This window comes from Paraburkholderia sp. (assembly GCF_028283785.1).
Taxonomy (GTDB): Bacteria; Pseudomonadota; Gammaproteobacteria; order Burkholderiales; family Burkholderiaceae; genus Paraburkholderia.
This window is the reverse complement of the sequence record NZ_JAPWKB010000019.1, coordinates 1174365-1188587: the sequence shown is the minus strand read 5'-3', so window position 1 is coordinate 1188587 and position 14223 is coordinate 1174365. Positions and strand designations below refer to the sequence as shown.

Sequence of the window (14223 nt, the reverse complement as noted above, 5' to 3'; positions counted from 1 at the left end):
ACTCGTGCGTTACTCGTACGTCACTCGCGTACTTGCACGTAGCGGCCCGGCGCGGGTTCGATGGCCGGGAATTCGGCCGATCCGGCTTCCGCGCGCGGCTTCACTTTCTTGCCGCCGTACTGATCGAGCCAGTCGGTCCATTCGGGCCACCAGCTACCCGGCACTTCCGTTGCCTGTTCGAACCAGTCATCGGGCTTCGCGGGCAGGTCCTGACCTTCGCCCTGCATTACCCAGTAACTGCGCTTCTTCTTCGCGGGCGGATTGATCACTCCCGCGATATGGCCGGACGCGCCGAGCACGAACTTGCGCGGCCCGGTCAGCAACGGCGCCGACGCATAAGCGGTCTGCCACGGCACGATATGGTCTTCGCGCGAGCCATAGATGAAAGTGGGAACGTCGATCAGCGTCAGGTCGACCTTCTCGCCGCACGTGGTCAACGCGCCCGGTTCGCGCAGCTTGTTTTCCAGATAGGTATTGCGCAGATACCAGACGTACATCGGACCCGGCAGGCTGGTCGAGTCGCTGTTCCAGTACAGCAGGTCGAACGCCATCGGCGTGCGGCCCTTCAGGTAGTTATCGACGACATAGTTCCAGACGAGATCGTTCGGGCGCAGGAACGAGAACGTGTTCGCGAATTCGAGGCCGCGCATCAGACCGGGCGTGCCGCCGTTCTTGCCGCCGATGCTCTGCTCGCGCATCTGCACATGCGCCTCGTCGACGAAGATGTCGAGCACGCCGGTGTCGGAAAAGTCGAGCATCGCGGTCAGCAAGGTCAGCGATGCCGCCGGGTGCTGGCCGCGCGCAGCCGCGACTGCGAGCGCGGTGGCGAGCATCGTGCCGCCGACACAGAAACCGAGCGTGTTGATCTGCTCGCGGCCGCTGATCTTGCGCACGGTGTCGATGGCGGTGAGGACGCCGTCCTGGATATAGTCGTCCCACGTCTTGCTGGCGATCGACGCATCCGCGTTGCGCCACGAAATCAGGAACACCTGATGCCCCGATTCGAGGCCATGCGCCACCAGCGAATTCTCGGGCTGAAGATCGAGGATGTAGAACTTGTTGATGCAGGGCGGCACGATCAGCAACGGCCGCTCGCGCACGGTCGCCGTGCGCGGCTTGTACTGGATCAGCTGGATCAGTTCGTTCTCGAACACCACCGAGCCTTCGGTATTCGCGAGGTTCTTGCCGACCACGAAACGCGATTCGTCGGTTTGCGAGATCTTGCCGCGCTGCATGTCGCCGAGCAGATTCATCACGCCCTGACGCAAGCTCTCGCCACGGCTTTCGAGTAGCGTTTTTTGCGCTTCGGGATTCAGCGCGAAGAAGTTGCTGGGCGATGCCGCCGCCGTCCATTGCTGGACCGCGAAGCGGATACGTTCCCGCACCTTCGGCTCGGTATCGAGCGCATCGACCAGCTCTTGCAGATAACGCGCGTTGAGCAGATACCAGGCCGCGGTGAACGCATACGCGGGCGTTGCGCTCCACGCTTCGGCACTGAAGCGGCGGTCTTTGAGTTCGGGAATTTTGGGTGTGGCTTCACCTGCCTGCTGGATCAACTGCATCGCTTCGCGCGAATAATCCGATTGCAGCTGCTTGAGGCGTTCGGGCGGAATGGCTGCGTTAGGCAACTTCAGGCCGGCGAACGGCGACATCGAAGCGGCATTGGTGAAGTCGGGCATGCCTTGTAAACCCGGCATGTTGAGCATCGAAGGAATGCCGGGCATGGATGGCGCGCCGGGCATTCCCGGCATTGCAAACGGCGCGGCATTCGCACCGCCTTGCGGCGCAAGCGAACGCCATGCGCCCATCCAGGCATCGAACCACTGCTGCATACCGGCAGGACCTGTCTCTGCCTTTTGCTGCGTGTTGTCCGTCGAAGATTCCGTGTGTGAGAAAGTCGAGGAATGTTGGGATGCCATACCTGCTTTTGACCGGTAAGTCCTCGCGGACGGGTTGAGAGGCAGGTTACTGCGCACAAGGACGATTGCTCGCGACCTCGTCACGCCCTGTCTCATGTTTGACGAACATTCTTGCTCCCCATTGCAAGGCATGTCAATGCTTGTTCCCGATTTTGCCGCAGTGCGATAAATTTTTAATTATCGTTTTCCCGATGTATTTCAAAGGGCTTCTGAATCCCCTTCCGGCCACATGGCCGATGCACACCAAAATCAACTGCGTTGCAGCACTCGACGCTTTATCGCCCGTATTCGAACGCTTCATAAGCGCCATGCAAAGCGCGCATGTTGCACTGCAAGACAAACAAGCAAAACACGTGCGTTTCCCGCGCATCGGCATCACCAGGACATGCGATTACGCGCTTACCCTGATGAGCGAATCGAGCGACCCGATCGGTGACAATGCGAAAGAAAGCGAAAAGAATCGCAATGAAAAAAGCCGCGCGGACGCGGCTTTTTTCATCGGTTCGGGAATCTCATGTGACCGCTCGTCGTAAAGACACGATCACGATCCATTCGTGACGACCGCTCAATCCGTTATCCAGATCAACGCGGCCATCCGTCCGGTGACGCGATCGCGTCGATACGAGAAGAAGCGTTCGCGTTGCGTGACCGTGCATGCGTCGGCGCTGACGATTCGCGAGATACCGATCGACTGCAAACGCAAGCGGCCCAACCCAGGCAGATCCGCGAGGTATTTGCCCCCGGCGCCATCACGCGGAACGAACGCGTTCGATGTGGCATCGCGTTGTGCTGCGTCCACAGCGTTCATGAACGCGTCACGCACATCTGCGCCGACTTCGAACGCCGTCGGACCGATGGCCGGTCCGAGGTACGCATGCAGCGTCGAGACGTCGACGCCTGCCAGCGCGGCGACCCGTTGCGCGGTCTTCTCGACGATGCCGCCGGCAAGACCGCGCCAGCCTGCATGCGCCGCACCGACCGCGCGCCCGTCGGGATCGCAGAACAGCACCGGCATGCAGTCGGCGATCATCACCGTGCAGGCGATGCCCGGCCGGTCTGTCACGCTCGCGTCGGCACGCGTCGGGCCGTTGCCCGCCTGTGTCGCCGCGACGACGTCTTCGGCGCGAACCACGTCCGCGCCGTGGATCTGTTCGAGCCACGCGATCGCGACGTTGCCGCTTCGGTCCGCGTGTCCTGCTTGCCCTGCTTGCCCCGCTGCGTCGATCAACGCACCGAGCCGCGCGCGGTTCGCTTCGACGCTCGCCGGTTCGTCACCTGCAAGACGGCCGAGATTCAGACCGCCCGGCTGATCGACGCCATCGTGCCAACGTCCATACGGCGGTTGACCGACCCCGCCGTTGCGCGTCGTCACCAGCGCATGCACGCGCGATGCCGCGTTCCACGCGGGTTGCAGCACATCGTCCGGCGTCAGATCGGGCAAGGTCATGCTTCGCCCTCTTCTTCGTCGTCTTCACCCTCTTCTTCGTCGTCTTCGTCGTCGAGGTCTTCGTCCTCGTCGTCGCCGATCACGTAGACCTGCGCATAATTGCCGTCGGCATCGACCGCTTCGCCGTATTCGACCTCATCGTATTGCTCGTCGTCGTCGAACTCGTCGGTCTCGTCGCCGACCAGTCCAAGCGCTTCCGACAACGCCGCGATGTCGTCGGGCACATCGGCGCGCCACTGCATCGGACGACCGGTTTTCGGATGGATCAGGCCGAGCCGCCATGCATGCAACGCCTGTCGCGCGAAACCGCCGGGCAGTGGCTTCACCGAACGTTGACCGCGCGCGCGGCCATATACGGGATCGCCGAGCAACGGATGGCCGGTGTCCGCGAGGTGAACGCGAATCTGGTGAGTGCGCCCGGTTTCGAGATCGCAATGAATCGCGGTGACCGGCTGACGCTGCCAGATTGCCGTGTTGACGCGACGGAAGTGCGTGCGCGCCGCTTTACCCGATGCGCTCGTGACCACCGCCATACGCGTGCGGTCACGCGGATCGCGGCCGATCGGCGCATCGATCGTGCCGGTTTCGGGCATGTTGCCCCACACCAGCGCGAGATAACGCCGCTTCACGGTACGGGCCGCCAGCTGCCGCGTGAGATCGGTCTGCGCTTCGAGCGTGCGCGCCACCACCATCAGGCCCGAGGTCTCCTTGTCGAGACGATGGACGATGCCGGCGCGCGGCAAACCCGCCGCCGATTCGCCGTAACGATGCAGCAGCCCGTTCAGCAACGTGCCGCTCCAGTTGCCCGCGGCCGGATGCACGACGAGGCCCGCCGGCTTGTTGATCACCACCAGCGTGTCGTCTTCGTAGACGATCTCGAGCGGCACCGGCTCGGCCGTGAACGCAAGCTGTTCGGGCAGCAGATCGGGGATGAGTTCGACCGTTGCGCCGAGCGGCACCGGCTGACGGATTTTGGCCGGTTTGCCGTCGACACGCACGCGCCCTGCTTCGATCCAGCTTTGCAGGCGGTTGCGTGAAAACTCCGGAAAGATTTTTGCGAGCACCTTGTCGAGACGCTCGCCGGCGAGCGAGTCGGGCACTTCGACGCTGCGCGGCGTTTCGTCGGCGACGCGGCCAGGCACGGTCGGCGGGGCTCCCGCCGTGGATGCGGGGTTTGCGCCGGACGACGGATCGCCCGATGCGACCATGGTGTGACGCGTATCGTCGACGGGTGAATCGGTCCCCAAAGCGTCGGAGCGGTCAGCGCTTGGGCTATAATCTTTGTTGCTATTCCGGGGGCCACGAACGGTCCTCGGAGTATTTGAGCGGGTCATTGAGTCTGGGTCACCTGGACGTAAAGCTAGACTGGAAAATGCGAGCCTTGAACATCATTACGAATACGGCCCGAAAGACGGCCAGGAAAATGGTCGGAAACGTAGCGCGATACATGGCATGCGTCGCTGCCGTGGCTCTCGTGGCAGCCTGTCATGGCTTGCCGGAAAAGACCGACGAAACCGCCACGTGGACGAATAACAAATTATATACGGAGGCGCAGGACGCCTTGTCGGGTGGCGACTTCGGAAAGTGCGCCAAATACTTCGAGGCGCTCGAAGGCCGCGATCCGTTTGGTCATTATGCGCAGCAGGCGCAGATCAACGTTGCGTACTGCAACTGGAAAGATAACGAAAACGCCGCCGCCGACCAGGCGATCGACCGCTTCATCCAGTTGCACCCGGATCATCCGGATATCGCCTACGCGTACTATCTGAAGGGCATGATCCACTTCAACGACGACCTCGGTCTGTTCGGCCGTTTCTCCGGTCAGGACATGAGCGAGCGCGATCCGAAGTCGCTGCGCGAATCGTACGACGCGTTCAAGGTCGTGGTGGACAAGCATCCTGACAGCAAGTACGCACCGGACGCCGCGCAGCGCATGCGCTATATCGTGAACGCGCTGGCGTCGCACGAAGTCCACGCGGCGGATTATTACTATCGCCGTGGCGCGTATGTGGCCGCGATCAATCGCGCACAACTGTGCATCAAGGAATACAAGAATGCACCCGCTATCGAAGACGCGCTGCACATCATGATGCTGTCGTATCAGCGGCTGAACCAGCCGCAACTGGCCGACGACACGAAGCGCATTCTGGCCGGCACGTTCCCGGACAGCCCGTACATCACGGGTCATGCGCGTCCGGGCAAAGAAAAGTCGTGGTGGCAGTTCTAAGCTGAACGCCTGACTTTGCAATGCAAAACGCCACGATGAAAATCGTGGCGTTTTTGTTTGCGCAGCGTGAACGGACGGGAAGCGGGAGCCGCAATCCGATCTGCATCCGCTCCGAGAGCGCATCGCAATTCGCGCGCATAAAAAAGCCGGGACATGTCCCGGCTTTTTTCCGTCGGCGCAAACGCCGCTTAGTCCCGCTCAGTCACGCTCGAACAGCGCAATCGACTCCACGTGCGATGTATGCGGGAACATATTCACGACACCCGCGCCCTTCAACCGGTAACCGGCGCCGTTGACGAGCAGACCGGCATCGCGCGCAAGCGTTGCCGGATTGCACGACACATAGACGATGCGATTGGGCAACGGACCGTCACCGCTCTGCGCAATCTCGGCCAGCGCCTTCGATACGGCAAACGCGCCTTCGCGCGGCGGATCGATCAGGAACTTGTCGAAATGTCCGAGCGCGCGGATGTCGTCCGCCGTCACTTCGAACAGATTGCGGCACGCGAACGACGTATGTTCGGCGACGCCGTTCTTCTGCGCGTTTTCGAGCGCACGCGTGGTCAGCACCTCACTGCCTTCGATACCAACCACCTCCCGCGAAATCCGCGCGAGCGGCAACGTGAAGTTGCCGATCCCGCAAAACAGGTCGAGCACGCGATCGGTTTTTTCCGGCGCCAGCAAACGCAGCGCACGCCCGATCAGCACGCGGTTGATCTGATGATTGACCTGCGTGAAGTCGGTCGGCTTGAACGGCATCCGGATGTTGTATTCCGGCAGCGTGTAATCGAGCTGCGCGTCGAGCGGATAGAACGGATATACCGAATCCGGGCCGCTCGGCTGAAGCCAGAACTGAACATTGTGCTGGTCCGCGAAATCGCGCAACCGTTGCTCGTCGGCTCCGTTCGGCAATTCGAGCACGCGCAGCACCAGCGCCGTCACCGATGCCCCGACCGCCAGCTCGATTTGCGGCAACTGCGCGCGAATCGACAGGCTTGCCACCAGCTCGCGCAACGGCACCAGCATCGCCGACATATGCGGCGGCAGCACTTCGCAATGGGTCATGTCCGCGACATAGCCGCTCTGACGCTCGTGAAACCCGATCAGCACGGTGTTCCGCTTCGGCATGTCGCGCACGGACAGCCGCCCACGGTAGCGATATCCCCAGGACGGCCCGTGGATCGGACGAAACACGACTTCAGCACGCAGTTTGGACAGATGCGCGAGGTTGTCTTCGAGCACCCGCTGCTTGACGGCGATCTGCGCGCGCACGTCCAGATGCTGCATCGAGCAACCGCCGCACGTTCCGAAATACTGGCACTTCGGCTTCGTACGAATCACGCTTTCGCGCAGCACCTTGACCACGATCGCCTGCTCGAAGCTCGCTTTCTTGCGATAGCTCAGATAGCTGACGCGCTCGCCGGGCAATGCACCTTCGACGAAAATGACCTTGCCGGGCGTACCGTCTTCGGTTTGCGTGCGGCCGACGCCGCGCGCTTCCATATCGAGCGACGTGATTTCGATAATCGGGGATTGAGCGGGCGCGTCGGATGCGACGACTACCTTGCGACGATCGTGGGAATTTCTGCGTCCCTTGCGCGACCGGGCATGTGCGGGACGACGAGCAGTTTCAGACACCTGCGGGTTCCTGACAGACTGTGGGGGAAAGGCGAGATTGTAGACGAAGCGCATCGCCGCCACGCCAAACTGGCCGTTCGGCCAGGGTGAGGTCGGCCGGAACGCATGGCCGGAAAAAACGCCGTGGCGCACGCGCACGGCGTCGTTTCAGGCGCGGATTACTGGGTGAATGCGCCCAGATATTCGACCCAATGCGGCTTCGCTTCGTTGGCGAGCGCTTTTTTCACGAGGGAGATTTCGTCGTCGTAAGCGCGCTGATCCAGACCGCCGCGCAGCAGTTGAAAACGGCAATACAGCAAATACGTGTTCACGACGTCGGTTTCACAATAATTGCGAATTTCCTCGATCTCGCCCGCCTGATACGCGTGCCACACCTGGCCGCCGTCCATGCCGAGCTTGCCGGGAAAGCCGCACATCTTCGCGAGCGCGTCGAGCGGCGCGTTGGCGCGCGCCTGATACATCGCCAGCACGTCCATCAGATCCGTATGACGTGCGTGGTAGCGGCTGATGTAGTTGTTCCACTTGAATTCGCGGTCGTCCTCGCCGAGATCCCAGAACCGCGACGCCGGAATGCCGTTGACGAGCGCGCGATAGTTCAGCACCGGCAAATCGAAACCGCCGCCGTTCCACGACACCAGTTGCGGCGTGTATTTTTCGATCACACGATAAAACGATTGAATCAGCGCGGGCTCGCCATCGGTCAGCGTGCCGAGCGAGCGCACGCGAAAACCGCTGTCGTCGCGGAACACGCAGGAAATCGCGGCGATCCGTTGCAGATGATGCGGCAGGAAATCGCTGCCGGTTTTTTCGCGACGCGCGGAGAACGCGTATTCGGCGACTTCGTCGTCGTCGAGATCGTCGGGTAATTCTTCGAGACGGCGGATGCCGGCGACATCGGGAATCGTCTCGATGTCGAAAACTAAAATCGGAGTCATGTACTTTTTAGAGGACGGCGTCCTTGCGAACGCCGTTGGATGCGAAGAAGCGTTTCAGGCGAACCAGCGCTTCCTGCTGGATCTGGCGCACACGCTCGCGCGTGAGGCCCATTTCGTCGGCCAGCTCTTCGAGCGTGGCAGGTTCGATGTGATTGAGGCCGAAACGGCGCTCGATCACATGACGATGCTTGTCCGACAAACGCGCGAGCCACGCGCGCGTCAGCGTTTCCAGTTCGCGATGCTGAACTTCGGCGTCCGGCGACTGGCTCTGGTCGTCCGACAGCAGATCGAGCAGACTGCTGGCCGGATCGAGATCGAGCGGCGCGTCGAGCGACGCGGTGTGCTCGTTCAGCGCGAGAATGTCGGTGACTTCGTCGGTGGTTTTGCCGGTCAGATACGCGATGTCGTCGATGCTGGCGTCGCGGCGGTCGGCCGCTTCGCCGGAATTCATCGAATTTTTCTCCAGATGGCGCTTTGCGCGCAGCACCTGGTTCAGTTCGCGGATCACGTGCACCGGCAGACGCACCGTGCGCGCCTGGTTCATGATCGCGCGCTCGATGCTCTGGCGGATCCACCATGTGGCGTACGTCGAAAAACGGAAGCCGCGAGTCGGGTCGAACTTTTCGATCGCGTGCATCAGACCGAGATTGCCTTCCTCGATAAGATCGAGCAGCGGCACGCCGCGATTCAGATAACCCTTCGCGATACTGACGACCAGCCGCAAATTGCGTTCGATCATCACCTGCCGCGCCTCGAACTCGCCGGCCTTGGCGAGCCGCGAGTAACGCTGCTCTTCCTCGACGGTCAGCAGCGGCTTGACGCTGATGCGGTTCAGGTAATGCTGGATGGTGTCGGCCGTGAGTTCGGCCTGGAGCAACGCGCGGAAATCGTCGGCGTCGGGCGCGGAATCGTTTGCGCGTTCGCGCGTTTCGCCGCTCTCGTCGCCGCCCGATTGACGCTCATCGGCGTCGCGCGCGTTGTCCATGTCGTCGACGGTGTCGTCTTCGGCTTCCGAAGCGCCGCTTTCGTCCACCGTGGCAGGCGTGGCACGGCTGATCGTTTCAGACTCGGCTTGCGGTGGGCGGCGCTTCGATTTCGGCATGGTCGTATCGCTTATTGCGGCGGCAAATACTTCAGTGGGTCGACAGGTTTGCCCTGCCGGCGAACTTCGAAATGCAACATCACGCGGTCAGAGTCGCTATTGCCCATCTCTGCGATCTTCTGCCCTTTCGTCACCGCGTCACCCTCTTTTACCATCAAAGCGCGGTTGTGTGCATACGCGGTCAAATAAGTTGCGTCATGCTTGATGATAATGAGATTGCCGTATCCGCGCAGCCCATTTCCCGCATAAACCACGCGTCCATCCGCCGATGCCTTGACCGGATCGCCCGACGCACCGCCAATGTTCACGCCCTTGTTCGTTTCGTCGTTGAACGTGCCCAGAATTGGACCACGCACCGGCCACGAAAACGCGACGTTGCCGCCCGCTGCCGGCGTGCTGTCGCTCGCGCCCGATGCCGGCGGCGGAGGCGGCGGCACAGCGGCCGGATTCGACGGCTGGGTGTTCGCGCCGTACAACGGCGGCGCGGCCGTGCCGTTGCTCATGGTGTTGCCGGTGGCCGGCGACGCCGTCAGCGGCGCGGCCTGCACACCGGCGATCGGCGACGTGACGACGCCAGGCGTCAGCGCATTCACGTTCGCGCCCGGCGGCGCCACGCGCAGCAACTGATCGACCTCGATCTGGTTCGGATTGCCGAGATTATTCCAGGTCGCGATATCGCGATAGTTCTGGCCGTTCTCCAGCGCGATCCGGTACAGCGTGTCGCCCGGCTTCACACGGTAATAACCCGGAGGCGGCGGCCCGAGCGGCACCGCCGGCGCGGCAACGCCGCCGGTCGTGCTCAGCATGCCCGAGCCGGACTGGTCGGTGACGGGAGCCGGATCGAGGCGGGTCGCACAGGCGGCCAGCACGGACAGCGCGAGCACGCACACACTTCGCTGCGCTACGGTCAGGGGATCATTCAGGCGGGTTCTTTGCATCGCGCGCAACATACTCATCGGTATCAAATCACTCCGGATTTTAAGGGTACAAAGAAAACGCGATCAAGCCGCGACTCCCGCCACTGCTGCGGCCCGGTGCGCTCCACTAGCGTGAGCACCTGCTGCGTCTGGCCATCCTGCGCGCCCACGGGCGCAATCAGCCTTCCGCCGATCGCCAGCTGTTCGAGCAGCGCCTGCGGCACGTCGAGTCCGGCCGCGGCGATCACGATCGCATCGAACGGCGCGGCGGCAGGCAAGCCGAGCCGGCCGTCGCCGTAATGCAGCCGGATATTCGGAATGCGCAACGGCCGGAGATTGGTCTTCGCGCGTTCGTAAAGCGGTTTGATGCGTTCAATCGAATACACGTCACGCGCCACCTGACTCAACACGGCCGCCTGATAACCGCAGCCGGTGCCGATTTCGAGCACGTTCGACAGCGGCCGTCCGGCCGCCGCCAGTTCGATCATGCGTGCGACGACCGACGGCTTGGAGATGGTCTGGTGATGACCGATTGGCAAGGCCGCGTCTTCGTAAGCCTGGGTGGCGAGGCCGGGGTCCACGAACATATGCCGTGGCACCGCCGACATCGCATGCAGCACGCGGGAATCGGTGACGCCGTTCGCCCGCAGGCGTTCGACCATCCGTTCGCGAACCCGTTCCGACGTCAGTGCATGCGAGGTGTTCAGTGCGACGTTCGGCGCGGTGCTGCGCTCGGACGCGAGCGACGCCGCGCCCGACTTCGGCTTGCCGTGCGAAGAAGATGACGCCGCAACGGATTTCTGCGCAACGGACGGCTTCAGCGCCGCGCCCGCCGTGCCGACCGGTTTGGTGCCGGACGGCACGCCAGACTTGCCGGCCGGTTTGCCCGCGACGGGATTGGCGGCTTTGCCATTCGACTGACTCGCCGCCTGGCTCGCGTTGCGCGCGGCGGTCTGGCCGGCGTTTCTCGCGGCCGTCTGCGACGGATTCGCCAGCGACGACTTCCCCGCCGCGATGCTCGCTGCGCGCAGGTCGCCCGGACGGCCCTCGGCCCGGCGCGGTTCGCGCACCAGGTCTTCGAGGCCGAGCGGAAAGCGCTTCGCGCGCTCGCCTGTCATGAAGCGCCGCTGCCGGCGCGAATCCAGTCGCGCGTTGCGGGCAGCATGTCGGTATGCGTCAGGTCGAGTTGCAGCGGCGTGATCGACACGAGGCCGTTCGCGACCGCGTGGAAATCGGTGCCTTCACTGGCGTCGCGCGCACTGCCGGACGGACCGATCCAGTAGATCGGTTCGCCGCGCGGATTGGTCTGCCGGATCACCGGTTGCGACGGATGCCGCTTGCCGAGTCGCGTGATGCGCCACTGGCCCGGGTCGCCGATCTGGTCGTACGGCAGGTTGGGAATATTCACGTTCAGCAACGGATGACCGGGCAACGGCGCTTCGAGATACCGCGCGACGATTTGCGCGGCGACACGCACGGCGTCGTCGAGATGCACCCAGTCTTTATCGACCAGCGAAAACGCGATGGCCGGCACGCCGAACATCACCCCTTCGGTGGCGGCGGCGACCGTGCCGGAGTACAGCGTGTCCTCGCCCATGTTCTGGCCGTTGTTGATGCCGGACACGACGAGATCGGGCGTGTGGTCGAGCATGCCGGTCAGTGCGATATGCACGGAATCAGTCGGCGTGCCGTTCACGTAGTAAAAACCCGTCGACGAGCGCAGCACCGACAGCGGCCGCGACAACGTCAATGAATTCGACGCGCCGCTGCAGTTCTGCTCGGGCGCCATCACGGTCACGTCGGCCAGCGGCTTGAGCGCTTCGTAAAGCGCAGCAAGGCCTGGCGCAAGATAACCGTCGTCGTTGCTGAGTAAGATTCGCATCCGGCGATTGTAACCGAGGAAATACGGCAAACGAACGACGTACCGGTACGCGTTATAGCGAACTGTAAGCCGCGCGCGGCATGCCGGACGCCCGCGCGTGAATCGCACGGTCGTTCGTCTTGCTTTACACTGGGCCGCAGGCTTGCGATCCTGTCCACGATGGCGTCACAGCGTGCGACAGACTCGCGGCGGGCTTGCCACGCGCCTGCTACACATTCGCCGCGAGCGGCCCCAACACGCCATTGCCTGCCCAACAACAAGGAGACACGATGCGCGCAATCCGCTGCAATCAGTACGGCCCGCCCGAAACCCTCGTCGTCGAGGATTTGCCCGATCTGGTCGCGTCGCCGGGTCATGTCGTGATCGACGTGAAAGCGGCCGCCGTCAATTTCCCCGACGTGCTGATCATTGAGAACAAATACCAGTTCAAACCACCGCTGCCGTTCACGCCGGGCGCCGAAGTCGCCGGGATCGTGCGCGCGGTCGGCGATGGCGTCACGCATCTGACGCCGGGCATGCCGGTGGTCGCCTACACCGCGCAAGGCGGATTCGCGCAGCAGGTCGTCGCGCCCGCGTCCGCGTGCGTGCCGCTCGACGCCGACGTCGATCTCGCGGTGGCGGCCGCGTTCACGCTCGCGTACGGCACCTCGCATCACGCCGTGGTCGATCGCGCGGCGTTGCAGCCGGGCGAAACGATGCTCGTGCTCGGCGCGGCGGGCGGCGTCGGGCTCGCCGCAGTGGAGATCGGCAAGGCGCTCGGCGCGCGGGTGATCGCGGCCGCGTCGTCGGATGAAAAACTCGCCACCTGCGTCGCGCACGGCGCCGACGCGACCATCAACTACGCGACCGAAGACCTGCGCGAGCGCATCAAGGCGTTGACCGACGGCAAAGGCCCCGACGTGATCTACGACCCGGTCGGCGGCACGTATTCGGAGCCGGCGTTTCGCAGCATCGGATGGCGCGGACGTTATCTGGTGGTCGGCTTCGCGAACGGCGAAATTCCGAAGCTGCCGCTCAATCTGACGCTGCTGAAGGGCGCGAGCATCGTCGGCGTGTTTTGGGGCGATTTCGCGCGGCGCGAGCCGCAACGCAACTTCGCCGCGTTCAAACAGATGACCGGCTGGCTGAAGGAAGGCAAGCTGCGTCCGCTGATTTCGGCGCGCTATGCGCTCGACGACACCGGTCGCGCGCTGCGCGATATGGCCGAGCGTCGCGTGGTCGGCAAAATCGTGATCGTGCCGTAAGCGCGGTTGCACGCGCTTGTGATCGGCGTTCGCCGGCGTCGCGCGTCCGGCGAACGCGCAACGTCGCGAACGCGCGCTACATTTTTTCCGTGTCGCCGCTCTTGGGCTGCCATTTCATCAGACGCTTTTCGGCAATCCCCACCACGCCGTCGAGAATCAGCGCGAACGCGGTCAGCACCAGGATACCGGCGAACACCGTGTTGATATCGAACGTGCCTTCGGCCTGCAGGATCAGATAGCCGACGCCGCGCGCGGAACCGAGATATTCGCCGACCACCGAGCCGACGAACGCGAGCCCGACCGACGTATGCAGGCTCGAAAACACCCAGCTCATCGCGCTCGGCAGATAGACGTGACGCAGCAACTGCTTGCGGTTCGCGCCGAGCATCCGCGCGTTCGCAAGCACGACCGGGCTGACTTCCTTCACGCCCTGATAGACGTTGAAGAACACGATAAAAAACACCAGCGTCACGCCCAGCGCCACTTTCGACCAGATGCCCAAACCGAACCACACGCCGAAAATCGGCGCGAGAATCACGCGCGGCATCGAGTTGGCGGCCTTGATATACGGATCGAACAGCGCGCTCGCGAGCGGCGACAACGCCAGCCATAAACCGACGCCCAAACCGAGCGCGGTTCCCAGCGCAAACGCCAGCACCGTTTCCAGCAGCGTGATCCACAGATGCAGATAAATCTCGCCGGACACGAACCATTCCCAGATTCGTTGCAAGACTTTTTGCGGCTCGCCGAAGAAAAACGCGGCCTTGTTCGGATCGTCGAAATAAAACGCGGGCAGCAGCGTCGGACTGGTCAGCACGTACCAGAGCAGAAAGCACAGCACGAGCAGCATCCACTGCCAGATCACCAGATTCGCCCGGTTCGGGCGCAGCGTCTTCCACATGAGTCGATTGC

12 protein-coding genes and 1 pseudogene are annotated in these 14223 nt (G+C 63.0%); 3 read left to right on the top strand and 10 right to left on the bottom strand.

All coding sequences use genetic code 11. The features are described 5' to 3' along the window. Positions 1-20: 20 nt before the first annotated feature. Positions 21-1919 (bottom strand): class I poly(R)-hydroxyalkanoic acid synthase, encoded by a 1899-nt coding sequence (gene phaC / locus PW947_RS27595; protein ID WP_299635535.1) that lies wholly within the window; start codon positions 1917-1919, stop codon positions 21-23. A gap of 140 nt (positions 1920-2059) precedes the next feature. Here phaC and PW947_RS27590 point away from each other — a divergent pair, with 140 nt between their 5' ends. Then, a complete protein-coding gene (locus tag PW947_RS27590) occupies positions 2060-2452 on the top strand; it encodes a hypothetical protein (RefSeq protein WP_299635534.1) in 393 nt (130 codons plus the stop codon). Positions 2453-2484: 32 nt separating this feature from the next. On the opposite strand, the gene pgeF is transcribed toward PW947_RS27590, so the two are convergent. Then, positions 2485-3366 (bottom strand): peptidoglycan editing factor PgeF, encoded by an 882-nt coding sequence (pgeF, locus tag PW947_RS27585; protein WP_299635533.1) that lies wholly within the window; start codon positions 3364-3366, stop codon positions 2485-2487. Beyond that, positions 3363-4700: an RluA family pseudouridine synthase gene (locus tag PW947_RS27580; RefSeq protein WP_299635532.1), complete on the bottom strand. Its 1338-nt coding sequence runs from the start codon at positions 4698-4700 to the stop codon at positions 3363-3365. Before PW947_RS27580 ends, pgeF begins: the two co-directional genes overlap by 4 nt. Positions 4701-4738: 38 nt before the next feature. Between PW947_RS27580 and PW947_RS27575 the strand changes: the two genes are divergently transcribed. After that, complete coding sequence (locus tag PW947_RS27575; RefSeq protein WP_299635531.1) at positions 4739-5593, top strand: outer membrane protein assembly factor BamD; 855 nt, start codon at positions 4739-4741, stop codon at positions 5591-5593. Between the two features lie 198 nt (positions 5594-5791). Here the strand turns inward: PW947_RS27575 and rlmD are convergent. From rlmD to surE, 6 genes and pseudogenes are all read right to left on the bottom strand, one after another. Further along, a pseudogene (rlmD, locus tag PW947_RS27570) lies at positions 5792-7138 on the bottom strand (23S rRNA (uracil(1939)-C(5))-methyltransferase RlmD); the annotation flags it as partial. A gap of 251 nt (positions 7139-7389) precedes the next feature. After that, positions 7390-8166 (bottom strand): 3'-5' exonuclease, encoded by a 777-nt coding sequence (locus PW947_RS27565; RefSeq protein WP_299635530.1) that lies wholly within the window; start codon positions 8164-8166, stop codon positions 7390-7392. 7 nt (positions 8167-8173) lie between these two features. Beyond that, complete coding sequence (gene rpoS, locus PW947_RS27560; RefSeq protein ID WP_299635529.1) at positions 8174-9268, bottom strand: RNA polymerase sigma factor RpoS; 1095 nt, start codon at positions 9266-9268, stop codon at positions 8174-8176. Between the two features lie 11 nt (positions 9269-9279). Further along, on the bottom strand, positions 9280-10224 hold the full coding sequence (locus PW947_RS27555) for a peptidoglycan DD-metalloendopeptidase family protein (RefSeq protein ID WP_299635528.1): 945 nt from the start codon (positions 10222-10224) through the stop codon (positions 9280-9282). A 5-nt stretch (positions 10225-10229) separates the two neighbouring features. Next, entirely contained in the window at positions 10230-11303 is a 1074-nt protein-coding gene (locus PW947_RS27550; protein WP_299635527.1) for a protein-L-isoaspartate(D-aspartate) O-methyltransferase, read from the bottom strand. Beyond that, positions 11300-12067, bottom strand: coding sequence for a 5'/3'-nucleotidase SurE (gene surE / locus PW947_RS27545; RefSeq protein WP_299635526.1), 768 nt, complete (start codon positions 12065-12067; stop codon positions 11300-11302). The genes PW947_RS27550 and surE overlap by 4 nt, the downstream gene beginning before the upstream one ends. A gap of 269 nt (positions 12068-12336) precedes the next feature. Between surE and PW947_RS27540 the strand changes: the two genes are divergently transcribed. After that, positions 12337-13311 (top strand): NADPH:quinone oxidoreductase family protein, encoded by a 975-nt coding sequence (locus PW947_RS27540; protein WP_299635525.1) that lies wholly within the window; start codon positions 12337-12339, stop codon positions 13309-13311. A gap of 76 nt (positions 13312-13387) precedes the next feature. On the opposite strand, the gene PW947_RS27535 is transcribed toward PW947_RS27540, so the two are convergent. Continuing rightward, a complete protein-coding gene (locus PW947_RS27535; protein ID WP_299635524.1) occupies positions 13388-14212 on the bottom strand; it encodes an ABC transporter permease in 825 nt (274 codons plus the stop codon). Between the last annotated feature and the right edge of the window lie 11 nt (positions 14213-14223).

Excerpts from the sequence above, each read along its gene's own strand:
- PW947_RS27565 (WP_299635530.1), bottom strand. The coding sequence starts at position 8,166 with ATGACTCCGATTTTAGTTTTCGACATCGAGACGATTCCCGATGTCGCC.
- pgeF (WP_299635533.1), bottom strand. The coding sequence starts at position 3,366 with ATGACCTTGCCCGATCTGACGCCGGACGATGTGCTGCAACCCGCGTGG.
- PW947_RS27550 (WP_299635527.1), bottom strand. The coding sequence starts at position 11,303 with ATGACAGGCGAGCGCGCGAAGCGCTTTCCGCTCGGCCTCGAAGACCTG.
- PW947_RS27555 (WP_299635528.1), bottom strand. The coding sequence starts at position 10,224 with ATGAGTATGTTGCGCGCGATGCAAAGAACCCGCCTGAATGATCCCCTG.
- PW947_RS27575 (WP_299635531.1), top strand. The coding sequence starts at position 4,739 with ATGCGAGCCTTGAACATCATTACGAATACGGCCCGAAAGACGGCCAGG.
- PW947_RS27580 (WP_299635532.1), bottom strand. The coding sequence starts at position 4,700 with ATGACCCGCTCAAATACTCCGAGGACCGTTCGTGGCCCCCGGAATAGC.
- PW947_RS27535 (WP_299635524.1), bottom strand. The coding sequence starts at position 14,212 with ATGTGGAAGACGCTGCGCCCGAACCGGGCGAATCTGGTGATCTGGCAG.
- phaC (WP_299635535.1), bottom strand. The coding sequence starts at position 1,919 with ATGGCATCCCAACATTCCTCGACTTTCTCACACACGGAATCTTCGACG.
- rpoS (WP_299635529.1), bottom strand. The coding sequence starts at position 9,268 with ATGCCGAAATCGAAGCGCCGCCCACCGCAAGCCGAGTCTGAAACGATC.
- surE (WP_299635526.1), bottom strand. The coding sequence starts at position 12,067 with ATGCGAATCTTACTCAGCAACGACGACGGTTATCTTGCGCCAGGCCTT.
- PW947_RS27540 (WP_299635525.1), top strand. The coding sequence starts at position 12,337 with ATGCGCGCAATCCGCTGCAATCAGTACGGCCCGCCCGAAACCCTCGTC.